We start from the raw sequence: 23,610 nt of genomic DNA on the forward strand, positions 1-23,610 counted from the left end.
TGTTACACCATCCAAATAACGCTCTACGTTAAAATAATTATTTGGTAGTAAGTCGTTTTTTATCTGGGATAAATAGACATTGTATTGATTAATATCATAATTGGCTTCATTAGGAATTTCATGCAGTCTTTTTTTTATATAACTTCTTATATTTTCTATATCTTCTTTTATACTTGGATTTTTATTATGTATCCGATCTATCATGTCTTTAATTAAATTATCTAATGATACCTCACCATTATAAACGTTTTTTATAACAAATTTCATTTTTAAATCATAACCATCTTTTAAATATAAATGAAAATTATCTTTATATTGCGCCCCTGTCATAGAATATAATTCTGCAAAGCTATCAACCTTATCAAATATTGAATTTTTAGGATTGAAATAGGTATGATAAAGTAAGTTAAGCACATGTTCTTTTTGACCATGATTAAACCAGTCTTTTATTTTTTCCCAAATAGACATTGCATCTCTAGCTTTAGATGCGTGTGATAATTTGTTTATTTGCGAAGTTGATATATTTACTCCACCAATTGTTAATTTACTCATATAACACCTTAATGATAATTACATATTAATTGAAATGCTTCTCTTTATTTATATTGGGAAAATATTTTATTTTATCTTTTAATTACATCATTATATTAAAAATATAGGTAATATTAATTTCATGTGGTATTTAAATATATAAAGATTAATACATGTTTTTTTGTTTGAAATTTAACATTCTGTTGTTGTATGTTACCAACCACGAGTCAATCATAATCCCCTTTCATTTTTGATGAAATTATCATGTTGCTCTTTTGAAGTCCTACCTTATGGTTATGTTGCTAAGAAACAGACAACCGTATAAAAGTGATGCAACAATATTAGAAACACCACAAATGATTTCGGTTGTTAATCGCGCCCAATTTTCTTTTTTGTGACAGTGTCACGCTTATTTTATATCAACAACCCGAATATTCATTATTTAATAGTCTGGTTAACTTAATAATTGTGTAAATTGTCGATATAATAGCGCACCTAATGTTTGTGATGTGTATTCCGTACTGTGTTCTAAATTATCAACGGCAGCATGCATACCATGATAAATAAGCGTGCAGGTTAATTCAGGCTGTAGGACTTGCCACGTTTTATTCTCTGTCCCCCCCATTAATATCTTTTGTAACTGCTGTAGCGCTCTATTTTCATGAATATTACCGCTTTGATGAAAGACTTGATGAAAAAGCATATCGTGTAATTCTTGTTTTTCAACATAAGCAATAACGCTAGTTTCACACCACTGTTTTAATTTAGCGCGAAAATCTTGAATTTGGCAGCTTGCCATTGCTTGCTCAACTTTATCAATATACCAATCCATATATCGAGTTCGCAGTGCGTCGAGAATATCTGTTTTTGCCGTAAAATAGTGATAATACGTTCCTTTAGCGACCCCCGCTTGTTTTACAATATCGCTGACGGTTGTGGCATCAAATCCTTTTTCAAGAAATAGTGTTTCTGCGGCGTTCATTAACTCTTCTAAACGAACTTCGGCTGGCTTTGTTCTTGGTTTATCGATATTTTTTTCTTCTAATGACATTGCTCATCTCCCTCTAAGTGGCTGTTAAAGGGTACTCCATATTGAGAATAGCCACAATAACCGTAAATGAAACTTATTATCATCAATTGATTGACCGACGGTCAGTCGGATATTATGATACTACTATTATTTCACCATAAAGGTAATAAAACTTATGAGTTATACAAAACGGTTGTCACTTATTTGTGCTATCTGTTTAGGCACATTTATGGCCACTCTTGATATTAGTATCGTCAATGTTGCTCTACCTACTATTCAGAATGATATTAATGCCAATATGGCTACATTACAGTGGATTGTGGATGCTTATGCACTATGTCTATCAGCTTGTATTTTGTCTTCCGGGCCATTAAGTGATCGTTTCGGACGAAAAAAAGTGTGGCTCTGGGGGGTGATTATTTTCACTCTAGGCTCCCTTATCTGTGCTATTGCACAACAACATGAAATATTAATCCTTGGGCGTATTATTCAAGGTATTGCAGCTGCAGCCCTTATTCCTGGCGCATTATCACTTATTACACATGCCTTTCCTGTTGATATTGAACGTATCCGTATTATTGGTATTTGGTCTTCGGTTAGTGCATTATCACTGATTATTGGCCCTATCCTTGGTGGTGCATTAGTTCATGCCAGTGGTTGGGCAAGTATATTTCTTATTAATATTCCTATTGGTGCTATTACAGTATTACTAGGCTGGTATGGATTAAGTGAAAGTGCCGATCCTGAGGATGTTGCGTTAGATCCCCTAGGACAATTAACCAGTATCTTGGGATTAGGTTTACTAACCTATGGTTTTATTGAAGCTGGCTCTGTAGGTTGGTCTGATTATCGTACTGTATTCGCATTAATTGTCGGTCTGATTTTTATTACCCTGTTTGTTATAGTCGAAAAACGTATTGAACGCCCGTTATTACCGCTATCGTTATTTAAAGATCGCTCGTTTTTCCAATATAACCTTTCCTCTTTTACTTTGGGATTTGCCACTTATAGTAATGTCTTTTTTATCGCTTTTTTCCTACAAAAAGCACAAGGCTGGAGTGCATTAGAAACAGGTTTAAGAATGGCTCCTGAGTTTATCGCCATGGCTCTTTTTTCTATGTTATTTGGACGGTTCTCTCGTTATATATCTGTCAGAAAATTAATGATCTTTGGCTTTTTGTTGATTGCAATATCTTCTTGTTTATTGGCAACATTAGCAACAAATAGCTCTTACACAATAACAGGAAGCTATTTATTTATCTTAGGTGCAGGAATGGGATTAGCGACACCCGCAATAGGGGTTTTAGTGATGAAAAGTGTAGCACCGTCCCGCTCGGGCATGGCGTCTGCAACCATGAATGCATTAAGACAAACCGGTATGACAATGGGAATTGCGTTATTAGGTACATTAATGATACAGCAAGCAATTAATTATATGATGATACAAAGTCAAGCATTAGGAATAGTGGCAGAACCGATTAATATTATTACGTTAGTAACAGAAAATAAAACCGCTTCCCTAGATAATCAGTTGGTTGCCCTATTACCTGAAGCATTTAATTCAGGATTTGCCTATGCCATGCTAACCGCAGGACTTTCCTGTTTTATTACTCTGTTTATTATGCTTTTTCCTTGCAAAGAGAAACAAGGTGCACTTTCTCAGCAGATAGCGGATTAATTATTATAAACGCTGAGTTAAAAATGCAAGAAAATGTTCAATATTACGTGAAAGCGAACGACGACTTGCATATATCGCGACTAAACTAATTGATGCGGGCTGTTGAGGAAAAGAAATAGCTCGCAATTTGCCTGCCTTTATCGCATCAAGGCAACAATGTTCAGCTAAAATAGCAAAACCTAAACCTTTTAATACGGCAGCTTTGGCTAAGATAGCACTATTTACACGATAACAGCTATTAATTGTCACTTTTACAGGGTTCTGCTCTTTATCAATAAAGATCCACGGTTGCCCTTCTAATGCACTTAAACTGGAAATACAAGGTAATTGGCTTAGTTGTTCAATATCTGTAGGGATACCCGTTTTTGCTAATAAGCTCTCTGAGGCAACAACAATACTACGCCACGACTTTATGAGACGTGAATGGTAGCTACTATCGGCTAATTGGCCACGATGAAATGTTAGAAGTAAATCAATATCATCTTCTATAACATTTCTTGGCATTAGCTGCGTATCACATTGAATGGTTAAGTTAGGATGAAGTGCAGCAAAATCCGCTAAAATATCGGCAAGTAACTCACTACCATATTCACTGGGTATCGTAAGTCTAAAGGTTCCTGTTAATGGGCCATCACTCGTTATATGTTCTACAACATTATCTAATTCATATAAGGTCTTTTTGGCTTGCTGATACAAGATTTTCCCTTGCTCAGTTAAACGCATTTTTCGCGTGGTTCTATCAATTAATCGGCAGTTAAGCTGTTGTTCTAGCTGTTTTATTGCCCTGCTGACATTAGATGTTGGCATAGAAAGCGATCGTGCAGCACTGGCAAACTGTGCTTGCTCTGCAACCGCAGAAAAAATACGTAATAAATTAAGGTCAATTGACATAAAAATACTGCCTATATGGGGAGTATTGAATATAGGCAGTGTAACATTGATTGCTCTCTCACTTGAAAAGAATTAACAATAACCATAGGACATTAATTTTTGATAACGTTTTTCAAGCAGTTTTTCTTTAGAATAACTATTCAATTCTGTTAAATCTGCGAGAAGCTGTTTTTTTACAAATTCAGCCGCTTGCTGGTAGTGGCGATGTGCGCCTCCCAATGGTTCAGGAATAATTGAGTCTATAATACCCAATGCCTGTAATTTAGGTGCCGTCATTCCCATGGTTTGGGCGGCAATAGGTGCTTTATCAGCATTTTTCCATAAAATAGAGGCACAGCCTTCGGGCGATATGGCAGCATAAGTACTATATTGCAACATATTTACTCGATCCCCCACACCTATTGCTAATGCACCACCAGAAAAACCTTCCCCTGTTATTGTACAAATTATCGGTGTTTTTAATCGGGACATTTCAAGAATATTTCGTGCTATGGCTTCTGATTGCCCCCGCTCTTCAGCACCAACCCCCGGATAAGCACCCGCGGAGTCAATAAAAATAATCACTGGTAAATGGAAGCGTTCAGCCATTTTCATCAGACGTAATGCTTTCCGATAACCTTCTGGTGATGGCATACCAAAGTTTCTTTTTACTTTCTCTTTAGTGTCTCGCCCTTTTTGTTGACCGATAATCATCACTGGTTTTCTATCTAAACGCGCTAACCCTGCAACAATCGCTTTATCATCAGCATAAGCACGATCGCCGGCCAACTCTTGGAAATCAGTAAAAATAGCTTTGATATAATCTAATGTATAAGGGCGCATAGGATGACGTGCTAACTGTACTATCTCCCAATCCCCTAAATCAGAAAATATAGAGCGTGTTAATGAAAGGCTTTTTTGGCGAAGTTTGGCGATTTCTTCGTCTATATCAACTGCCGTTGTTTCATCTTGAGACTGTTTGAATGCAAGTAATGCATCTATTTTCTCGTCTAATTCAACAATAGGCTTTTCAAATTCAAGATGAATAATAGACATAATTTGCCTCTTAGCTAAATCGGGTTATATCAAACTATCTAGTCTAGAGAAAACTAACTTATTGTTATAGAGATATTTTTGATAAACAGTGTTATCAAAAATGGGATAATAAAATAGGTAGTGGTTAAAAAAATTTATTTTCTAGCTTTTATCTCTATACAGTTATTTATAAGTTATGTATAAATATACAGCTGGACAGTTTTCACCAGAAAATTACCAAACACAACAATAATCCATTAATACAAATAATTAAAATGATAATATGTTCTCAAAAAAATCTCGTTCTACAACTGCACTACTCTTTTCATCACTTATTCTGACTATAGGAAGAGGTGCAACACTGCCTTTTATGGCGATATACTTATCACGACAATATAAATTGCCTGTTGATGATATTGGTATCGCAATGTCTATTTCACTGACTACGGGGATAGTATTTAGCCTTGCCTTTGGTATGCTGGCAGATAAATTTGAAAAAAAACGTTATATGGTTTTTTCTATTATTACCTTTATTATCGCATTTTCTGCTATCCCAATGGTCAATAGTACTATTTTAGTGGTTATCTTTTTCTCAATTATTAACTGTTCCTATTTAGTCTTTTCTACGGTATTGAAAGCTTATTTTTCTGAAACTTTATCAATATCAGCAAAGCCTAAAATATTTTCACTAAACTATACTTTTATTAATATCGGATGGACGGTTGGCCCACCTATTGGCACATTATTATTAATGTATGGTACTCAATTACCTTTTTGGTTAGCGGCAATATCCGCCAGTATTCCTTTATTTATGATCCAATGTTTTGTGCAACGTTCAGTGGTAGACCATTCCACAGAAGAAAATAGTGTAAAGTGGGATCCGAAAATAATGCTAAAAGATAAAGCATTAGGCTGGTTTGTGCTTTCAACTTTTTTTGGCACATTAACTTTTGGTACATTTGCTTCGTGTATTTCGCAATACCTTTTAGTTGTTTATGATGCTAAATTGGCTGAATCTGCTATTGCGGTGATCCTCCCCGTCAATGCGGCCATTGTCGTCTCATTACAATATATCGTCGGTAAACAAGTGGTTGCTGAAAGACTACGTAAATTAATGACCTTAGGCACACTCTTTTTTATCTTAGGATTAGCGGGCTTTATGCTGGCGGGTGATAATTTAATTTTCTGGGCAATGGCGATAGCAATATTTACCTTTGGTGAACTGATTTATGCACCTGGTGAGTATATGATGATCGATAATATTGCGCCGTTAGGAATGAAAGCAAGTTATTTCTCTGCACAATCTTTAGGTTGGTTAGGTGCTGCATTAAATCCACTTGCTAGTGGTTATATCCTGACAACCTTGCCCCCTATTTCGTTATTCGCTATTTTAATGGGGATCGCAGTACTAGCTTGGCTTTGTATGCTGCAAGGTATGAACTACAGTGAAAAAAGAATAGCTGCTTAATATATTTTATTGCCGTTGATATTGTTGGCGATATCCAGATAAGGAACAATCAGTCTCGCGCTTAAAATAACGGCATAGATATGAGGGATCGTCAAAATGGAGTTTTATGGCGATCTCATTTACTGATAGCGTAGTGTGCGTCAATAACGCTTTTATTTTAAGAATTACTTGCCTATTAATCAGCGTCTTAGGAACATCATTAAAATATTGTTTAGTGAGCTGTGATAGATAAAACGGTGTGATGCTAAGGCGATTTGCATAATAGGCAACGTCTCTGTGCTGGTGGCTATGTTTTATAACTAACTCCCAAAATTGCCAACATAAGTGCTCTTTACGGCTGAATTCTTTTTTAGATAAGGAATAATGAGATGGTATTAATTCTGTTATCGCAAAAAAAAGATTTTGTAACTGCCCTCTCAACATTAACTTTCTATGATCAGTATAACTTTTATCTATATATTTTAATTGTTCCACCCAATTGTTTATGGCGTTTAAGTGAGCCGTTGAAGGGCGACAAATGGGGTTTTCATGCAAAAATGTAAACAAACTATTTGAAAGTGCATAAGCGATCTCAGAGGCAAAAGATTTCTTAAGAAAACAATAAAAAATACGAAAATTAGCTGATTTACGTTGCAATGTGACCATTCTATCATCACCGAGTATCACTATATCATTCGCTTTAATGGTTTTTGTTTGAAAATCTATATTAATAACAGCCCTGCCATCTAAACAAATAATAACCACAACATAAGATAATGCTAATGGATAGCCTAATTCATTATGCATATCGCTTTCACCAATAACGGCATACTCCGAAGGGATATTTAACTTTAATAATGATTGACTAAACATAAATTATTCACTCTATTGCATATTGCTACTGTTTTTATTTTTAATGATCTCAATGTTAATCACAAGAGCATTAATGGATTTAGTTGTCAAAAGTACCGATAACACCTTAATTAATCCATTCAGTTTTATATTGGCTCTCTTTAAAATACGATCATCCTAACATAATGAAACATACGTTATAACAGAGCTAAATTGTATGAAAAAATTACAAACAGAACGATTATTATTACGTCCATGGCGAATATCAGATGCAGAGAGCCTCTATTATTATGCGAGGGATAAGCGAGTAGGCCCTATCGCTGGCTGGCCAGCACATAAAAGTGTTGCTGAAAGTACCGAAATTATCCAGACTATATTTATGCGTGATGAAGTTTATGCTGTCACATTGCTCGATGATGATAAAGCGATTGGTTTAATTGGCTTATCTTTTTGCCATGAGAGCAATTTCCCTATAGGGGATAATGATGCCGAAATTTCTTATTGGATTGGTACTCCTTTTTGGGGGAAAGGACTTATTCCTGAAGCAGTGAAAGCGCTTATTTGTCATAGCTTTGAGACTCTACAATTAGATAATCTATGGTGTGGTTATTTTGCAGACAATGTAAACTCGAAGCGAGTACAAGAAAAGTGTGGATTTAAATATCATCACATAATTAAAGATCAGTATGTGGAGTATTTAGACGAAATAAGAACAGAAGTTATTTGTCGTTTAACCAAAAGTGAATGGCAAAAACAACAATAAAAAACAGCAAAGCAAAAAAACAACGGATTATAAATCTTATAATCCGCTGTTTTGCTATTGTTTATCCATTAAACATGATCTAATGCTTGAGATAAGTCAGCAATAAGATCATAAGGATTTTCAATACCAATAGATAAACGAATGGTTGTTTCTTGAATACCTATATTGTGACGTAATTCCATAGGAACACCTGAATGTGTGGTAGAGCCAGGATGACATGCCAATGACTCGGTTCCTCCCAAACTCACCGCTAATTTAAATATTTTCATCGCATTGAGAAAACGAAAAGCTTCTGCTTCACCACCAACAATATCAAAGGAGAATGTTGATCCTGCGCCTGTGCATTGTCTAGCAAATACTTGACCTTCAATACTATTTTCATCTACAAAAGGTAAATAGTGGATCACTTTAACTTTTTCATGGTCACGTAGAAATTGTGCAACTAATAGCGCATTTTGATTGGCTTTTTCCATGCGAATTTGCAATGTTTCTAAAGAGCGGCCTAACATCCAGCAAGAATGCGCATCAAGTTGTGTCCCTATTGCACCTCTTAATAGGCGAACTTGATTAATAAGCTCGCGTGATCCCATTGCAGCACCGGCGACTAAATCAGAATGTCCACCCACATATTTTGTTAATGAATAGAGTGAAATATCAGCGCCTTGCTCTATAGGATGTTGATAAACAGGTCCTAATAAGGTGTTATCGCAAATAATAATAGGTCGATAGCCTTGGCTTGTTTCTAATTTATCCGCAACGATTTTTAACGCTTGAATATCAACCAGTGAATTAGTTGGATTGGCGGGAGTTTCGGCAAATATCACCGCAACTCTCCCTTTTTGGCTAGCCATTTCAGCTTGCGATTGGATATGTGCTAAATTTAAACCATCTGTAAATGGTGTTGCTTGAATACCGAACTTAGCGAATGTTTTGGCTATTAATGTTTCTGTTCCACCATAAAGTGGTTGAGAATGTAAAATAACATCGCCAGGTTGTGTAAAAGCCATTAATGTCGTTGTAATAGCTGACATTCCCGATGAAAAGAGGACACATGATGCTGTGTTTTCATAAACTGCTAATCTATCCTCAACGATCTCACTATTAGGTTGGTTAAAACGAGAATAGACTAAACCCGCTTTTTCTCCTTCTGGAAGGGGTTTTCTTCCACTTACCGTATCAAAAAAATTTTTCCCTTCTTCTGCACTTTTAAAAATAAATGTCGATGTTAAAAATACAGGAGGTTTGACAGAGCCTTCCGATAACAATGGATCGTATCCATAGCTCATCATTAACGTTTCTGGAGATAATTGATGTTCGCCAATATATTGTTTTTTCAGTTGAGAACTAGACATTTTTTATTTCTACTATTTATGAATTATAAAGTTTCTATCATCATACTGAAAAAACTTCATATTGTTAGATTGTTTTATTAGGTATAGAAACTCATAGTTATATTGAACTGTTTGTTTTTTAACCTGAAATATGTTCTACCACGCCTTAACCGCGTCCCCTTTATACATTTCTTGCACCTTTAATTCGACTTGTCTTGAATGTAAAACAGTAATTAATTTCTTTATTTTTTCATCATTCATATTATCTATACGAGTAACAACAACATTGGCATAAGGCGAATGTTTATTCTCCATAATTAAACCGTCGCGGGTAGCAAGTAAGCCAATTTGAGAGGAAAAATTATTGTTGATAACCGCCATCGTAACCTCAGGATCATCAAGGGCTTCAACTAACATGGGAGTTTCAACTTCATGAAATATCAAGGCATTAGGATTATCAATAATGTCTTCAACGGAAGGTAAAAAACCAACTCCCTCTTTTAAAGAAATGAGGTGATTTTCTGCAAGTAATAATAAAGCTCGCCCTTTCATACTTGCTTCATTAGGAATGGCAACCACATCACCATATTCGAGTTCGCTAATATCGCTTATTTTCTTTGAATACGCGGCTAACGGGAAAATGTACGTTTTGCTGGCAATATGAAATTTGTAATTGTGGGCTTTTATCTCTGATTGTAAATAAGGAATAGATTGAAATACATTTACGTCTACTTCTCTATTTTCTAGGGCTTTATTAGGACGTTCATAGTCGTTAAATGCAATAACTTCAACATTTAATCCTTCGGTAAGTTTAGCTAAACGGATCACTTCATCCCAAATGACTTGGTCTGGTCCAGTATTGATTGCTACTTTGACGACATCTGTATCTTCTTGCGAACAAGAGACAGAAAATAAGCTTATTGAGGCTAGAAGCAAACCTGTAATAATTTCCTTCATAACTCCCTCTTAAAAACGGAACATGACAAACACAAAATTATCAGCATATTGATGATTAAGAAATATCCTAAGTGTAGATTAATAACAAGGAATGCCAAATGATACAAGTGATCGTACTATATAAAGAGAGGTATATGAGAGGGAATAAGATAATTAATTGATATTAAAGATAAAAATAATTCAATAAAGTCAACGTATTTACAACCTACGCGTGTATCAATTTCGAATTAATTTATTTATGCAGGGATCAACAAAAGCATCATCAACATTAAGATAAGTAGAATTGGTTACGCAATATGCAGAAAATGCCCATTTATATTGTTTATCTTGTTTCGTGATAGTGTAACTTGAAAAACGTATAGGCGTTGATTGTAACATATCATTACCTATTTTCTCACCGCTCACTAAGATCACTTGATTTTTTTTCTCTATAAATTTGAAATTAGAGATTTTAATATTGCTGTTTTCAGCTTTATTATCAAATAAGCTAAGAGCATTATCATAAATTGAAGGTACAATATAAACTTGTTCATCTGCATCTTTTATATAAACCGTGACCATATTAATTGATGATGCATCATTTAATATACGCTTAGATTTAACGACTATATCTTTTACACCATCACCGTTAAAATCAATCAAATTAATACCGTATGTTAGTTTTATATCTGCAGAAATAGCAATAGTGGATAAGGATGTAAGCAATACTGTTGCGCCTAATTTCGTCATTATATTCATATCATATCTTCTATTTTTAATTGCTACTTTATAATTTAGAGTACTTTACAGGTGGGATTAGTCAAGTTATTTAATGTTTCAAAATAATACAAAAATAATAATTTTATATAACTAAAAACGATAGATTTTGATAAAAAACAATACTTTTAAAATGAGTAGCCTATTTTCAAGATAAGAAGTTCTTTAGTCTTAATATAAGGCAATATAGTTTTTCAGATCATTAATTCTTTCTATGGTTTTATCTTTTAAGCAGCTACTGTAAACCATCGGAGCCAAACTGCCACCTTGGTAATAGTCTGCCTCATATTGACATGAGAGGTCACGAAATGTCATCCAAACTGACTGTGCATGCTGTAACTGTTGTTGTCGTTTAGTTTCTAATTTCACATAATATTGTTGATAAATTTGTGACAGCTCTTCATCTTTTTGTTGAAAATCTTGGTATGCACATTGGTTAATTTCTGTTTGTGTTTCCGCATTACGACAATCAAAATTATCCGCTTGTAAATGTATTGACCAAAATAAGATCCCCCCTGATATTGCACTTACAAAAATAACTTTTTTCATCATACCATCCATTGTTACCTGAAAAATAATTGAATAATGCTAACATTATTATAATAAGAAAGGCTATATCATTAAATTATATCTATTAATTTTTATTTTAATCAGGCGAAAATAGCCACAAATAGGTCTATTTATTACTATCATATTTGGAGGGTTCATTTTTTGAATATAAATAATTTAAAATATTTAAGCTAAAAAGAACACTTATAGCTTTTTAGCTAAATATTATTATATTTTATTTAGAATATGTGGTTAATCTATTCAATAATATTAGCAATTTCCAATAAGTTATTATCTGGATCACGTAAGTAAACTGACATAATAGGCCCTGTAGCCCCTGTTCTTGGTACAGGACCCTCTTCTATATTGATACCCTGCTGCTTTATATGCTCTATCACGTCTAACAATGGCGTTTCAGTAATAAAACATAAATCCGCAGAGCCTGCCGTTGGTTTAGCAGCTTTAGGCAAAAACTCTTTTCCTAGCTGATGAAGATTGATTTTTTGATGACCAAAAGCAAGGGCTTTACGCCCTTGTTTAAAGGTAATTATCTCAAAACCTAATACATTATGATAAAAATGACAACTCGCCTCGATATCAGCCACTGTTAATACTAAATGATCAAGGTGTGTAATTTTCATCTGAACCTCACTTCGCTATTAGAGTATTATTGTGATTAAAGCTCACACTTAGTTTTTAATACGGCTGTTTTTTTATGATGTTCTAGCGCTAATTCAATTAATTTCGTGATGAGTGATTGATAATCTAATCCCGTACTTTGCCACAGTTTAGGATACATACTGATATTAGTGAAACCTGGTAAAGTATTAATTTCGTTGATAATGACTTGATTATCTTCAGTTAAAAACACATCAACGCGCGACATACCTAAACAGTTTAAAACTTGGTAAGCTTTCAATGCCGTTTGGCGAATATGTAAGCTAATCGCATTATCTAAATCAGCAGGTACTACTACTTTTGCACCATCATCATCAATGTATTTTGTGTTATAAGCATAAAAAGCATCATTTAAAACAATTTCACCACAAGGGCTAACTTCAGGCTCTTCATTACCTAAAACGGCACACTCTATTTCACGGCCAACAATAGCACTTTCGATAATCACTTTAAGGTCATATTCAAATGCCATGGATAATGCAGCATTAAACTCGGCTTCATTATTGACTTTGCTGATACCAACAGAAGAACCTAAATTTGCTGGTTTAATAAATAAAGGAAGCCCTAATTGTTCAACAACTTCATTATAGGAAATATCATTTAATTGGTGAGCCATCAGTGTAATAAATGGTGCAACCGCTAATCCTGCATCATCCAGTAAGCGCTTAGTGATATCTTTATCCATACATGCGGCAGAACTCATGATATTAGGGCCTACATATGGCATATCAATCATATGTAATAGTCCTTGTAGGGTGCCATCTTCACCATAAGCACCATGCACAATAGGAAATACAACATCTATTTGTGCAAGAGGTTGCCCATCAGTTAAAGAGATAAATTGCTGACGGGTACTGCCAGGAATAATAGCCACTGGACGCAAAGGTTGGCTTAATGAGATAGTTGAGGGGTTATCGCTATTAATTAAATAATTGTCTTCAGCATATTCATGCCATTGCCCTTGTTCATTAATCCCAATTAAACAAAGGTCGAATTTCGTTCGATCTAATTCATTGATAATATTTTTTGCTGATTGTAATGAAACTTGGTGCTCGGTTGATTTTCCACCAAAAATAATAGCGACTCTTAATTTACTCATTTTCTAACCTTTTATAGGACAGCTATAGCGAATAAATAGCAATATATCATGATAAAAACACGCAATGTAGGGAGATAGTTCTTATCTAGGAAAATTTACGATAAAATGATGAAATTCTATGATTTAGTGTGCAAAAAATAACTATTTTTGATATTAATTCAGCAACGCCTATTCCCTCCTCTTTCACACAAAAAGACACGGTTTCTCATCATTGCATTCTTGCAATCAATAAACCTGTCTTGCTAAACTCACTTTACCGATTAACTGATAAATTTTAAAAGGAGGCTAATTATGTTGTTGTGTGATCTTATTGAATACTCACACTTCTTTGGTAATCGCCATAGCTCAGGCTTTCACAGTTCTTTACTGCGTTAACCTGCCTGAGCGACGTTAACTATTACCTCTCCTCAGCTTACTGGGTTATCGCGTGATATTACCCAAAGCATTTTTATGCTTAAAAAATGAGTAAGCTATGAGCACATTATTATCTACACAAAATCTCTCTTTTCATAATAATCACGGTATATTGCTGAGTAATATTTCTTTGGCCCTCACTAAAGGTGAGAAAATTGGTTTAATTGGCTACAACGGTTGTGGAAAAAGTACACTATTAAAACTTTTATCACACCAATTAATACCAACAGATGGCTCTATTACTATCGCCAATCAAGTCATTATGGCTTATGTCGAACAACAGTTACCAAGTGAGCTACAGTCAATGCGTCTCATTGATGCGGTTCTTCATAAATTACCTGAAGAGCTACGCATATCTGAAAGTTGGCGTAGTGAATTGTTATTAAGTGAAATGGGATTTAAAACCAATGAAATCAATCTATTAGTCTCACAATTAAGTGGTGGTCAACATACTCGTTTATTACTTGCGAGAGCATTGATTTTGCAACCAGACTTACTGCTATTAGATGAGCCAAGTAACCACTTAGATCTACCGACTATCTTGTGGTTAGAAACATTTTTAACACAGTGGCGAGGAAGTTTTATTCTGGTTTCACATGACAATAGGTTGTTAGATAAAGTGACCAATTGTACGTGGATCATTCGTGATAAAACCCTATCTGTTTTTCGCTTGCCCTGCTCTCAGGCAAGACAAGAGCAAGAAGCACAAGATATCAGTGCGCAACATCGTTGTGATGCACAACAAAAAGAGATAGATCGTATTGCACAAAGTGCGAAGCAATTGGCCATCTGGGGAAAAGTGTATGATAACGAAAGTTTGTCACGTAAAGCCAAACAAATGGAAAAACAAATTGTTCGTTTAAAAGACGAACAAGTCGATGTAACAGAAGGCAATCAATGGACGTTACAGTTATCAGGAACAATATTACGGGCAGATAGATTGCTTGAGCTGCATCAGCTTTCAGTGATCCCTGCGCCAGATGCACCGATTTTATATACCATCGATAATCAACGGATCAAAAGTGGTGATCGAGTCGCTATTGTTGGTGCTAATGGGACAGGTAAGTCATCATTATTAAAAATGATTTGGTCATCATTTCATGGTTCAACCACATCAACAGAAAATGTGATCAGGCTGCATCCCAGAGTTGAGTTAGGTTATTACGATCAAAGTCTCGCACAACTTAATGATAATGATACCCTTGCCGATGCACTAAAGCCCTTTGCACCGCTATTAGATGAGCAAAGGAAAATGGCATTAATAAATGCAGGTTTTGTTTATTCTCGCCATAATCAGCAAGTAAAGTCATTAAGTGGTGGTGAACGAGCTCGTTTACTTTTTATTGGTCTCAGTTTGGCAAAATATTCATTATTAATGCTAGATGAACCAACAAACCATCTTGATATGGAAGGTAAACAGGCATTAGCTGAGCAAATTCAACAATTTTCAGGGGGAATTTTACTCGTCAGCCATGATAGAGAATTGATAGAGAAAAGCTGTAATCGTTTTTGGTATATTCACAATGGTATTCTTAGCGAACATCATGATATTGAAACAATTTATCAGCTTATTTCTCAACAAGATATGTCATCGGTCTCTAATGAGCAAAATGGCCATCATGCTCCATCTGTTGAAATAGTAAAACATCATAATGAAGATGAATTGCTAATGAAATTGATAGCACTTGAAGATAAATTGAATGCTGATTTAGCAAGAAAATCTGCTCATCAAAAGCCTATATTACAGGCTCAATGGCAAGCAGAAATAGAGATCTTAAAGCAGCAATTTGATTTAGCTTAATTTTTCTAACGATTACCCTATTGATTTTAAGTTATAATACAAAGCGTAGGAACTCCTCCGCTTTTATTGGTATTAACTAATAAGAGAGAACTACTTATTGTATTAATTTATATTCTATTAAATAAAGATTTTCCGTTGTAGGATAAATGTCTTTAATTAAGGCCTTTAAAGTAGGCAAATTCATGCCCTCTTGTTGAGCATGAAATTCATTTATCTCATTAAAATTTAAGGGTGATACAGAAATAATTTGTAACTTTCCATAATAAGTGCCATGTTCATTAGATAATAAATCAACAATAGTGTTTGGTTTATAGTGGCTTTCTGCTTCATCCCTAATTGTGATCACTTTAATACCGGCTAAAATTGAAGGGATTAAACGCTCAAAAAATGTAATATCTGTTGGTACAATCGCTGTTGATGCCATTTTATTTCATCTGTTATAAATTGATATTATGTTTATTATAACGGTTAATCGCTCTTGCTAATAGCCAATCTATCATGCTGATGATGAAGGGATTTTTCTCTTTGTAATAATTTTTCTTTGCGCTCAATCCCCCAACGATATCCAGATATTTCACCATTTTGTCTGATAACTCGATGGCAAGGGATCGCCACTGCTAGTTTATTTGATGCACAGGCATTCGCCACTGCTCGATAAGATTTTGGCGAACCAATTTTTTGAGCAATTTCTTGATATGTCATGGTACAACCAAAAGGAATATCTAATAATGCCCGCCAAACTTTTTGTTGAAATACTGTTCCTTGAATATCAAGTGGTAATGCCAAAGGTTGTGTTGGCAGTTCAACAAAACCAATGACTTGGGCAACCAATTTTTCAAACTCTTGGTTTGCACCAACAAGTTCAGCTTGAGGAAATTGTTTTTGTAATTCTTCTAATAAACACGCAGGATCATCGCCAAGTGTTATCGCACAAATGCCCTTTTCACTTTGAGCTACAAGGATATGGCCTAATGAGCAGATCCCTACAGCAAAAAAAATCACGATATTTTGTCCACCATTGCGCCAATGGGTTGGCGTCATACCTAATATGGCTGTCGCATTTTCATAAAATCGGCTATTCGCATTAAAGCCTGATTGATATATCGCATCTGTAATTGTTTTATCGCCAGCTAATGCTTTCTTAATTAGTTTGTGCCGATAAGCATTCGCATACTCTTTAGGTGTAATTCCCATTATAGATTTAAATCGTCGATGGAAATAATATGGGCTGGATTGAATATGTGCGGCGATGTCGGCAAGAGAAACATCACCCTGATTTTCTTCAATAAAACGGCAGGCTTGTTCAATAAGTTGATAATGTCTCTTTTCCATTTTAGTTCCTACATTTATGTATGCTGGATGAAGTCCATTATCAATAAACTTCTATTTAGATCACTCCGATTATTGCTCTTTAGTCTGCGCTTTCTTTAGATAATGCCCATAAATAGAGTGAAGCCGTTGAACCATAAGGAGAATAACGTTTACGATAGCGTTCAAAGCGTGTTCTATCTAAGCTTTGATGGCGATATAAACGCATGATACCACGCTGAATAGCTAAATCCCCCCAACTTAAAATATCAGGACGATTAAGTGATGAAATTAATAACATTTCAGCGGTCCAAATGCCAATACCTTTTAATTTTATTAGGGTATTGATCACCGCTTTATCAGACATAGCGGGGATTTGGTCTAAATCTAACGTATGATTTATAACTGAGTCTGCGATACCTTTAATATAACCGGCTTTACGCATTGTCATTCCACATTGCTGAATATCTTGCACTGATAAACTAGCAATATGTACAGGAGTATAAATACCATCACATAGGGTAAGTAAACGTTGCTGAACCGTGGTGGCAGCCGCAACAGAAATTTGCTGTTCAATAATATTTTTAATTAATGCGGTAAATAAATCAGGGGTAAGTGGACGTTTAATTTCCCCTATTCTTTCCATCACCGCGGCTAGACGCTTATCTTTTTGTTTTAAAAAAGAGATCTCTTTTTCACCATACTGAAAATACATAAAATCACGCTACTAATTAAGGTATTTATTAAAACAGTATAGCGTGCACTTCCCCCCATTATGCACTCTGTTTCTTGCTCTTTTTAGCAAATGTTAATATAAAAAGAGCAAACTATATGATTAATATAATGTTTTCATAATACGTTCAGGCAATTGTGCATCATATTTATCACCATCAAATTGTTGATGAGAAATGGATTTCAATATTTGTCCCGGTGCTGGAATAGTTGATTTATCAGCTAAATATTTGTTTTCCCACAAACCTGAACGAATAAGTGCCCTACCACATTGGAAAAATACGCGCTCAACATGGATGCGCAAGACTGAGCGAGGTAGTGCATTGTTATATTTAAAGCGTGCGAGTGTTTCTTCATCTATTAAAATTTCCGCATGACCATTAATTCGTAATGTTTCATTAATGCCGGGGACTAGCACTAATAAAGCAATCGCGGGATTAATTAACAAATTGCGCATGCTATCAATGCGGTTATTACCACGTCTATCGGGTAATAATAAAGTATGATCGTCTTCAATATGAATAAAACCGGGCTCATCGCCACGAGGAGAAACATCCATACCATCAGCACTATAAGTGGCTAATGCAACAAATGGTGTAGCTTCAATATAAGGGCGATAAAGGGGGTGAATAAAATCCACTTCTTTTAAGACCGATGGTTCGGCAGGTTGACCATAAATCTCTTCCAGTGTTTTCAGATCTTTTACAATGGTATTTTTCATAAGGTGGCCTTGTTATCATTTAGCTCATTCTTCATCATATACAAATTTCGTATAAAAAAAAGGTCACCATAAAATGTGACCTTTTCATCAATCTCATCAATCTATTAAGCCGTTAAAGCGAGTTTGGCACCAAATAATAAGAACACAGCACCAATGCAACTATTCGATAATGATGCTAATCGTTTGTTATGCTTAACCTTATTAGTAATAGCAACGCCACCAAAAATAAGTACAGATAAGTAAAGCATGCTACATATTTCTAATATTACACCTAATACAAAAAAGGGAACCCCTGCATTTTCATATTTAGGATCAATAAATTGAATAAAAAATGACACATAAAAGATGATCATTTTTGGATTTAACAAACTTAAGAAAAGCGCTTTGATATATAAGCCGTTTTTCGCTTTTACAACCTCTACTGCAACCTGTTCCGGCTGCTCTTTTTTCTTATGGAATGTCGCATAGAGTGTTTTTAAACCTAAATAGGTTAAATAAAGTGCACCGGCATACTTGATCACAATAAAGAAAACGGGTGAAGTCTTGACTAATGAAGCAACCCCCAAAAATGCCAAAAAGATTAATAATGCATCACCCGTAAAAACACCAAGAGCGGCTTTATACCCCCCTTTCACGCCATGCTTCGCACTCGAAGTTAGGACGAAAATTGAATTTGGACCTGGTACTAGTGTAATAAAAATAACGCCTAAAAGGTATGTCCAAATATTTGAAATACCAATACTTTCTAACATATGACGCCTTTTTTTAAAAAATAATATGCTGTATATGTGGGCTATCATATCGATATTAATTTTTTTGTAAAACAATAAACTTATATTTAAAGATAAATAAGTAAATTAAACTGGTTTTGGAGCTTAAATATAGTCTAATGGTTCATTTTTTTATTTATATTTGGATTATATGACTGGTTTGAATGCAGGTAATAGTATGGTGCTGAAATTGCTTTTTTTATATAGATAAAATTCTTAATAAAGCATTTTAATAAGAATTATTGACTGGGTTTTTGGTTATTTATGGGGAGAACAACCTATTGTATCGTTAATGTTATAGTCCATTTATCTCTTTGTGATGAGAATCACTGTTATAAGCCATTTTTTATATAGAAATAACCATATATCTTTATGAAAAATAATTATTTTTTATAAATTTTGCATTTTTTAGCACATAAAGTGAGTATAATATTCACAAGGATTTACCAAAGTGATTATTCTTTAGTAGATCTATCCCTATTGTAGATTACCGATAACGTAATCTTACACATATTACATTGAAATTAGTGATATACATCACCCTGAGCAAATGCTAAGCCACTAAGATGACTTTTTATGGTAACTTTAGTGATACCGGAAAACGTATGATAAAAAGGCTATAATAGCTCAGCAACGACTACTAAAGATGGAACATCGATTATAGCCCGATGCCTTATTTGCTAAAAGATTTACATGTAGCAACAGACACATTGGTGACACTGTCACTTTTATTAGGTGAGTAAGTTGAACCAAATTAATCTACACAAGCGGATCCTCTGTTAGCCTCTTATCGCTTATCATGATTTATCTAGAGAACCATTATGGATGCACAACTGTATAAAGAGTTTAAAATTATAGAAAAAGCGTTTTGGTCAGAGATATGTGAAAACAATATTCGTATTGGTGATCATACCCACTGCTTTATGACACCGATGGACGCGCCTATTTTTAATTTTATCTACCTTCGCCAAGGCGCTAGCGAAAATACTTTCCAACAAGCAAGTACGCTGTTCTCCTCGCAAAAAAAAGGTCACATGCTGGTTCTGCCGGAATCTCTGTTGCCTGAATTTGAAGAGATAATAAAAAAAGCAGGTTATACGGGTGACGGTATGACAACCGCTATGTATCTCTCATTGTCTGATGCGACTTATCCCCCCTATAAAAATAACCCGTGCGATATTATTTTAACTAACCATGATCTTAAACAGTGGGCGCAACCATTGAAAACCGCCTTTCCTGTTGGTGACGATACGATAACTAATGAATATATTCGTTATCACCAAAAAGCGTTAGATAATGGTGCGACGATCCTTCATTATGCATTATTAGTTGCAGGGCAGCCTGTATCATCATTAACACTGACATTACATGATAAACTAGCAAGATTTGACGATATTGGGACGGATATTGCCTATCAAGGCAATGGTTATGCCACACATTTAATTACTCACGTATTAGAGTTTTGTCGAGAGCAAGGTGTCGAGCGTTGTTTCTTAGATGCGTCAGCGGATGGTCTAGCGCTATATCGTAAATTTGGTTTTAAGCCACTTTTTAACTATTTAAGCTTTATTAACGAATAACCGCATACATTAAGAAGGCTCAATCAAGTTATTGAACCTTCTTTCAACCTTTAAAAGGCCTACGACAAAGCAAATGCTAATGCTATGTTATCTATGTTAAAATAACACCATTAAGCCATTACTTTCCCTCCAAACAGTGGCGATTAATTTTACCTTGCTAATAACTACTTTCTATATAGCTATCATAGCTATCGTCAATTTCCTCGTATTTATTATTTGATTTACTAGCTAAAACTACACTATTGATCTAGAGTTAGACATAATGTATAAGTTGTTATACATTTAATCTAACCAGAGTGAAATAGGAAAATACTATGAGTTCACATCTTGTGATGCAAAATATTGAAGCTCTTACATCGCCAGGGGGTCACTACTCTCATGTTGTTACAGCCAATAATATGTCCTTTATTTCAGGCCTATTACCTTTAGATAAAAACGGCGTGCCATTAACGGATAAACCTATTGAATTTCAAATTAATCAAGTGCTTGAAAATTTAAACGCTTGCCTTATAGGAATAAAAGCACAAAAAACCGATATTGCCCAAGTTAAGATGTATATTACAGACATTAACGAATGGCCTGTTGTCAATGAGTTATATGCAAAATGGATTGGTGAGCATAAACCGGCCAGATTAGTCGCGGGCGTAAAAGAGCTTCATTTTGGCAGTAAAATTGAAATTGAAGCCATGGTGATCAAGGAGCAAACTTTATGAATAAATTAGCGCTTCCTACTTACCCAGATGTGGTTGAAGCACATCAACGTATTTTGCCATATCTTAATAAAACACCTATCTTAACCTCTCGCACTATTAATGAGTTAACGGGTGCTCAATTCTATTTTAAATGCGAAAACTTTCAGCGCATAGGCGCTTTTAAATTTCGCGGAGCAATGAATGCATTATCACAATTTACGGGCGAACAACGCAAAAATGGTGTGATAACTTTTTCATCAGGTAATCATGCTCAAGCTATTGCACTATCGGCAAAATTATTAGGTATTCCAGCTACAATTATCATGCCTGAAGATGCCCCCACCGCTAAGATGCAAGCAACAAAAGGTTATGGTGGTAGAGTCATTCTATATAACCGTTATACACAAGATCGCGAAGAGATAGGACAAAAACTTGCTCAAGAAGAAGGATTAACTTTAATACCACCTTACGATCATCCTCACGTTATTGCCGGTCAAGGTACTGCAGCTAAAGAGTTATTCGAGGAAGTTGGTGAGTTAGATATGCTGTTTGTTCCCTTAGGGGGAGGTGGTTTACTTTCAGGTTCATTATTATCAACCAAAGCCCTTTCGCCACATTGTAGAATTTTTGGTGTTGAGCCTTTAGCGGGAAATGACGGACAACAATCATTACGCAAAGGTGAGATAATTTATATTGATACGCCAAAAACTATTGCAGATGGCGCACAAACTCAGCATTTAGGCGATTATACTTTTGAGATCATTCGCAACAACGTAGACGATATTTTAACAGCAACAGATGAAGAACTAATTTCTGCTATGCAATTTTATGCTCAGAGAATGAAAATCATTGTAGAGCCTACAGGCTGTTTAAGTTTAGCTGCAGCTCGTCAATTTGGTGATAAGTTAAAAGGCAAAAAAATTGGCATTATTATCAGTGGTGGCAATGTCGATATTATGAAATATGGTCATTTTTTATCACAAAAATAATTGAATAAATAGATGTTATTTATTATAAAAAAGCAGTATAGCTTGTTTTTTATACTGCTTAATATAATAAAGATATTTTGAAGCTGAGTCTCTGTTAATTAATTGAAAAAGCGATCCCCGCTTCTTTGCATAATTGCGTTAGATCTTCTTTCAATTGTTGGTTTTCTTCAGGTAATAAATCAAGTTGAGGTAAACGCATATGACCACCATTTAAGCCACGCATAGTTAATGCTGACTTAAATATCGCCATGTTCGCGCCTGATTTCAAAGCATCACTAAATTTCACACAAAATTGTTGCCAGTGCTTCGCTTCTTGATAATTACCCGTAATATAGGCTTGATACATATTCACAAATGGCTCAGGGAAAACACAGGCACATCCTGAAACTGTGCCATCACAGCCTGCATCTAATAAACCAAGGAATAATTTATCGTAGCCATGAAGTACTGAAAAATTATCTGTAACCGCTAAATAGCCAAGTGTCGTATTGTTATCGGCAAAACTGTATTTTATACCAATCACATTTTTGCATTGTTGCTGAATTTTAGCCGCTAATTCAGGCTTGATATTATTAGCCGCACATTGTGGAATGTTATAAAGATAGATTGGGAAATTCTCTGGTACGCTATTGGCGATAGTCACAAAATAGTGCTCTAATTCTCTGTCTGTGGCAGCAAAAAATTGTGGCGTCACTACACCAATACCATCGGCACCAATTTCTACAGCATGTTTGGCGAGTTCAATGGTTTCTGTTACCGTCATTGCGCCAACATGAATAAAAACAGGTAAACGTTTATTTGCCGTCTCTACTACGGTTTGCGCCACACTTTTACGCTCTGATGCGGATAAACGCAACATTTCTCCGGTCGTGCCACAAGGATAAAGACAATCAACACCTTTAGTGATCAACATATTAGTTAATGCAGACAACGCGTTGATGTCCACATGATCATTTGAATCAAACGGAGTAACCATCGCCACTGTAACGCCAAATAATTTTTTCATGTAAGAGCCTTTTATTTATTC

At 35.1% G+C, this 23,610-nt stretch carries 23 protein-coding genes and 1 pseudogene; 7 read left to right on the forward strand and 17 right to left on the reverse strand.

Annotated features, from left to right (window positions below; translation table 11 throughout):
* Together AACU95_RS01085 and AACU95_RS01090 are read right to left on the reverse strand one after the other, a co-directional pair.
* Positions 1-552: pseudogene (locus AACU95_RS01085) on the reverse strand (hypothetical protein); the annotation flags it as partial.
* A gap of 433 nt (positions 553-985) precedes the next feature.
* Positions 986-1,582 (reverse strand): TetR/AcrR family transcriptional regulator, encoded by a 597-nt coding sequence (locus AACU95_RS01090; protein WP_012367925.1) that lies wholly within the window; start codon positions 1,580-1,582, stop codon positions 986-988.
* Between the two features lie 154 nt (positions 1,583-1,736).
* Between AACU95_RS01090 and AACU95_RS01095 the strand changes: the two genes are divergently transcribed.
* A complete protein-coding gene (locus tag AACU95_RS01095; RefSeq protein ID WP_012367924.1) occupies positions 1,737-3,239 on the forward strand; it encodes an MFS transporter in 1,503 nt (500 codons plus the stop codon).
* A 3-nt stretch (positions 3,240-3,242) separates the two neighbouring features.
* Here the strand turns inward: AACU95_RS01095 and AACU95_RS01100 are convergent, their stop codons facing one another.
* Positions 3,243-4,130 (reverse strand): LysR family transcriptional regulator, encoded by an 888-nt coding sequence (locus AACU95_RS01100; protein WP_004242940.1) that lies wholly within the window; start codon positions 4,128-4,130, stop codon positions 3,243-3,245.
* A 72-nt stretch (positions 4,131-4,202) separates the two neighbouring features.
* Positions 4,203-5,165: an acetyl-CoA carboxylase carboxyl transferase subunit alpha gene (gene accA / locus AACU95_RS01105; protein WP_017827718.1), complete on the reverse strand. Its 963-nt coding sequence runs from the start codon at positions 5,163-5,165 to the stop codon at positions 4,203-4,205.
* Positions 5,166-5,427: 262 nt separating this feature from the next.
* On the opposite strand from accA, the gene ydeE reads away from it, so the two are divergent.
* The gene (gene ydeE / locus AACU95_RS01110; RefSeq protein ID WP_004242937.1) at positions 5,428-6,612 is read left to right on the forward strand and encodes an efflux MFS transporter YdeE; all 1,185 of its coding nucleotides are present in this window, start codon (positions 5,428-5,430) and stop codon (positions 6,610-6,612) included.
* Positions 6,613-6,618: 6 nt separating this feature from the next.
* Here ydeE and AACU95_RS01115 read toward each other — a convergent pair whose 3' ends face one another.
* The gene (locus AACU95_RS01115) at positions 6,619-7,464 is read right to left on the reverse strand and encodes a helix-turn-helix domain-containing protein (RefSeq protein WP_004248060.1); all 846 of its coding nucleotides are present in this window, start codon (positions 7,462-7,464) and stop codon (positions 6,619-6,621) included.
* A gap of 196 nt (positions 7,465-7,660) precedes the next feature.
* On the opposite strand from AACU95_RS01115, the gene AACU95_RS01120 reads away from it, so the two are divergent.
* On the forward strand, positions 7,661-8,206 hold the full coding sequence (locus AACU95_RS01120; protein WP_004242934.1) for a GNAT family N-acetyltransferase: 546 nt from the start codon (positions 7,661-7,663) through the stop codon (positions 8,204-8,206).
* Positions 8,207-8,274: 68 nt separating this feature from the next.
* Here the strand turns inward: AACU95_RS01120 and AACU95_RS01125 are convergent, their stop codons facing one another.
* The 6 genes from AACU95_RS01125 to ddlA all read right to left on the reverse strand — a co-directional run bounded on the left by AACU95_RS01125 (position 8,275) and on the right by ddlA (position 13,576).
* Positions 8,275-9,558 carry a cystathionine gamma-synthase family protein gene (locus AACU95_RS01125; RefSeq protein ID WP_004248059.1) on the reverse strand — a complete coding sequence of 428 codons (1,284 nt, stop codon included), beginning with the start codon at positions 9,556-9,558 and terminating at the stop codon, positions 8,275-8,277.
* Between the two features lie 135 nt (positions 9,559-9,693).
* Positions 9,694-10,494, reverse strand: coding sequence for a MetQ/NlpA family ABC transporter substrate-binding protein (locus AACU95_RS01130; RefSeq protein WP_004248058.1), 801 nt, complete (start codon positions 10,492-10,494; stop codon positions 9,694-9,696).
* A gap of 216 nt (positions 10,495-10,710) precedes the next feature.
* Positions 10,711-11,232 (reverse strand): carbapenem self-resistance protein CarG family protein, encoded by a 522-nt coding sequence (locus AACU95_RS01135; RefSeq protein WP_049203331.1) that lies wholly within the window; start codon positions 11,230-11,232, stop codon positions 10,711-10,713.
* A 189-nt stretch (positions 11,233-11,421) separates the two neighbouring features.
* Complete coding sequence (locus AACU95_RS01140) at positions 11,422-11,799, reverse strand: lysozyme inhibitor LprI family protein (RefSeq protein WP_223293445.1); 378 nt, start codon at positions 11,797-11,799, stop codon at positions 11,422-11,424.
* A gap of 257 nt (positions 11,800-12,056) precedes the next feature.
* The gene (locus tag AACU95_RS01145) at positions 12,057-12,440 is read right to left on the reverse strand and encodes a VOC family protein (protein ID WP_012367917.1); all 384 of its coding nucleotides are present in this window, start codon (positions 12,438-12,440) and stop codon (positions 12,057-12,059) included.
* Between the two features lie 35 nt (positions 12,441-12,475).
* Positions 12,476-13,576, reverse strand: a complete 1,101-nt coding sequence (gene ddlA / locus AACU95_RS01150; RefSeq protein WP_004242920.1) for a D-alanine--D-alanine ligase — start codon at positions 13,574-13,576, stop codon at positions 12,476-12,478.
* A 472-nt stretch (positions 13,577-14,048) separates the two neighbouring features.
* Here ddlA and AACU95_RS01155 point away from each other — a divergent pair, with 472 nt between their 5' ends.
* On the forward strand, positions 14,049-15,791 hold the full coding sequence (locus AACU95_RS01155; protein ID WP_087740778.1) for an ABC-F family ATP-binding cassette domain-containing protein: 1,743 nt from the start codon (positions 14,049-14,051) through the stop codon (positions 15,789-15,791).
* A 94-nt stretch (positions 15,792-15,885) separates the two neighbouring features.
* On the opposite strand, the gene yqfB is transcribed toward AACU95_RS01155, so the two are convergent.
* From yqfB to leuE, 5 genes are all read right to left on the reverse strand, one after another.
* A complete protein-coding gene (gene yqfB / locus AACU95_RS01160) occupies positions 15,886-16,215 on the reverse strand; it encodes a N(4)-acetylcytidine aminohydrolase (RefSeq protein WP_004242917.1) in 330 nt (109 codons plus the stop codon).
* Positions 16,216-16,259: 44 nt separating this feature from the next.
* Entirely contained in the window at positions 16,260-17,123 is an 864-nt protein-coding gene (locus AACU95_RS01165) for a methylated-DNA--[protein]-cysteine S-methyltransferase (RefSeq protein WP_004242916.1), read from the reverse strand.
* A gap of 79 nt (positions 17,124-17,202) precedes the next feature.
* Entirely contained in the window at positions 17,203-17,814 is a 612-nt protein-coding gene (locus AACU95_RS01170) for a DNA-3-methyladenine glycosylase family protein (protein ID WP_004242913.1), read from the reverse strand.
* A 120-nt stretch (positions 17,815-17,934) separates the two neighbouring features.
* Complete coding sequence (locus AACU95_RS01175; RefSeq protein WP_004242912.1) at positions 17,935-18,552, reverse strand: pyridoxamine 5'-phosphate oxidase family protein; 618 nt, start codon at positions 18,550-18,552, stop codon at positions 17,935-17,937.
* Between the two features lie 104 nt (positions 18,553-18,656).
* Entirely contained in the window at positions 18,657-19,304 is a 648-nt protein-coding gene (gene leuE / locus AACU95_RS01180) for a leucine efflux protein LeuE (protein WP_004248051.1), read from the reverse strand.
* An 839-nt stretch (positions 19,305-20,143) separates the two neighbouring features.
* Here leuE and AACU95_RS01185 point away from each other — a divergent pair.
* From AACU95_RS01185 to AACU95_RS01195, 3 genes are all read left to right on the forward strand, one after another.
* Positions 20,144-20,902, forward strand: coding sequence for a GNAT family N-acetyltransferase (locus tag AACU95_RS01185; protein WP_004242909.1), 759 nt, complete (start codon positions 20,144-20,146; stop codon positions 20,900-20,902).
* 314 nt (positions 20,903-21,216) lie between these two features.
* Positions 21,217-21,615, forward strand: coding sequence for a RidA family protein (locus AACU95_RS01190; protein WP_004242908.1), 399 nt, complete (start codon positions 21,217-21,219; stop codon positions 21,613-21,615).
* Positions 21,612-22,583 (forward strand): threo-3-hydroxy-L-aspartate ammonia-lyase, encoded by a 972-nt coding sequence (locus AACU95_RS01195; protein WP_087740779.1) that lies wholly within the window; start codon positions 21,612-21,614, stop codon positions 22,581-22,583. The genes AACU95_RS01190 and AACU95_RS01195 overlap by 4 nt, the downstream gene beginning before the upstream one ends.
* A gap of 94 nt (positions 22,584-22,677) precedes the next feature.
* On the opposite strand, the gene AACU95_RS01200 is transcribed toward AACU95_RS01195, so the two are convergent.
* Positions 22,678-23,589: a dihydrodipicolinate synthase family protein gene (locus AACU95_RS01200; protein WP_004242905.1), complete on the reverse strand. Its 912-nt coding sequence runs from the start codon at positions 23,587-23,589 to the stop codon at positions 22,678-22,680.
* Positions 23,590-23,610 lie beyond the last annotated feature (21 nt).

The sequence above is a fragment of the Proteus sp. G4415 genome, from assembly GCF_963896075.1.
In the GTDB taxonomy this organism is placed as follows: domain Bacteria; phylum Pseudomonadota; class Gammaproteobacteria; order Enterobacterales; family Enterobacteriaceae; genus Proteus; species Proteus mirabilis.

Excerpts from the sequence above, each read along its gene's own strand:
- AACU95_RS01170 (WP_004242913.1), bottom strand. The coding sequence starts at position 17,814 with ATGTATTTTCAGTATGGTGAAAAAGAGATCTCTTTTTTAAAACAAAAA.
- AACU95_RS01195 (WP_087740779.1), top strand. The coding sequence starts at position 21,612 with ATGAATAAATTAGCGCTTCCTACTTACCCAGATGTGGTTGAAGCACAT.
- AACU95_RS01190 (WP_004242908.1), top strand. The coding sequence starts at position 21,217 with ATGAGTTCACATCTTGTGATGCAAAATATTGAAGCTCTTACATCGCCA.
- AACU95_RS01125 (WP_004248059.1), bottom strand. The coding sequence starts at position 9,558 with ATGTCTAGTTCTCAACTGAAAAAACAATATATTGGCGAACATCAATTA.
- ddlA (WP_004242920.1), bottom strand. The coding sequence starts at position 13,576 with ATGAGTAAATTAAGAGTCGCTATTATTTTTGGTGGAAAATCAACCGAG.
- AACU95_RS01140 (WP_223293445.1), bottom strand. The coding sequence starts at position 11,799 with ATGAAAAAAGTTATTTTTGTAAGTGCAATATCAGGGGGGATCTTATTT.
- AACU95_RS01165 (WP_004242916.1), bottom strand. The coding sequence starts at position 17,123 with ATGGAAAAGAGACATTATCAACTTATTGAACAAGCCTGCCGTTTTATT.
- accA (WP_017827718.1), bottom strand. The coding sequence starts at position 5,165 with ATGTCTATTATTCATCTTGAATTTGAAAAGCCTATTGTTGAATTAGAC.
- ydeE (WP_004242937.1), top strand. The coding sequence starts at position 5,428 with ATGTTCTCAAAAAAATCTCGTTCTACAACTGCACTACTCTTTTCATCA.
- AACU95_RS01130 (WP_004248058.1), bottom strand. The coding sequence starts at position 10,494 with ATGAAGGAAATTATTACAGGTTTGCTTCTAGCCTCAATAAGCTTATTT.
- AACU95_RS01115 (WP_004248060.1), bottom strand. The coding sequence starts at position 7,464 with ATGTTTAGTCAATCATTATTAAAGTTAAATATCCCTTCGGAGTATGCC.
- AACU95_RS01120 (WP_004242934.1), top strand. The coding sequence starts at position 7,661 with ATGAAAAAATTACAAACAGAACGATTATTATTACGTCCATGGCGAATA.
- leuE (WP_004248051.1), bottom strand. The coding sequence starts at position 19,304 with ATGTTAGAAAGTATTGGTATTTCAAATATTTGGACATACCTTTTAGGC.
- AACU95_RS01135 (WP_049203331.1), bottom strand. The coding sequence starts at position 11,232 with ATGAATATAATGACGAAATTAGGCGCAACAGTATTGCTTACATCCTTA.
- AACU95_RS01185 (WP_004242909.1), top strand. The coding sequence starts at position 20,144 with ATGGATGCACAACTGTATAAAGAGTTTAAAATTATAGAAAAAGCGTTT.
- AACU95_RS01145 (WP_012367917.1), bottom strand. The coding sequence starts at position 12,440 with ATGAAAATTACACACCTTGATCATTTAGTATTAACAGTGGCTGATATC.
- AACU95_RS01200 (WP_004242905.1), bottom strand. The coding sequence starts at position 23,589 with ATGAAAAAATTATTTGGCGTTACAGTGGCGATGGTTACTCCGTTTGAT.
- AACU95_RS01090 (WP_012367925.1), bottom strand. The coding sequence starts at position 1,582 with ATGTCATTAGAAGAAAAAAATATCGATAAACCAAGAACAAAGCCAGCC.
- AACU95_RS01155 (WP_087740778.1), top strand. The coding sequence starts at position 14,049 with ATGAGCACATTATTATCTACACAAAATCTCTCTTTTCATAATAATCAC.
- AACU95_RS01175 (WP_004242912.1), bottom strand. The coding sequence starts at position 18,552 with ATGAAAAATACCATTGTAAAAGATCTGAAAACACTGGAAGAGATTTAT.
- yqfB (WP_004242917.1), bottom strand. The coding sequence starts at position 16,215 with ATGGCATCAACAGCGATTGTACCAACAGATATTACATTTTTTGAGCGT.
- AACU95_RS01100 (WP_004242940.1), bottom strand. The coding sequence starts at position 4,130 with ATGTCAATTGACCTTAATTTATTACGTATTTTTTCTGCGGTTGCAGAG.
- AACU95_RS01095 (WP_012367924.1), top strand. The coding sequence starts at position 1,737 with ATGAGTTATACAAAACGGTTGTCACTTATTTGTGCTATCTGTTTAGGC.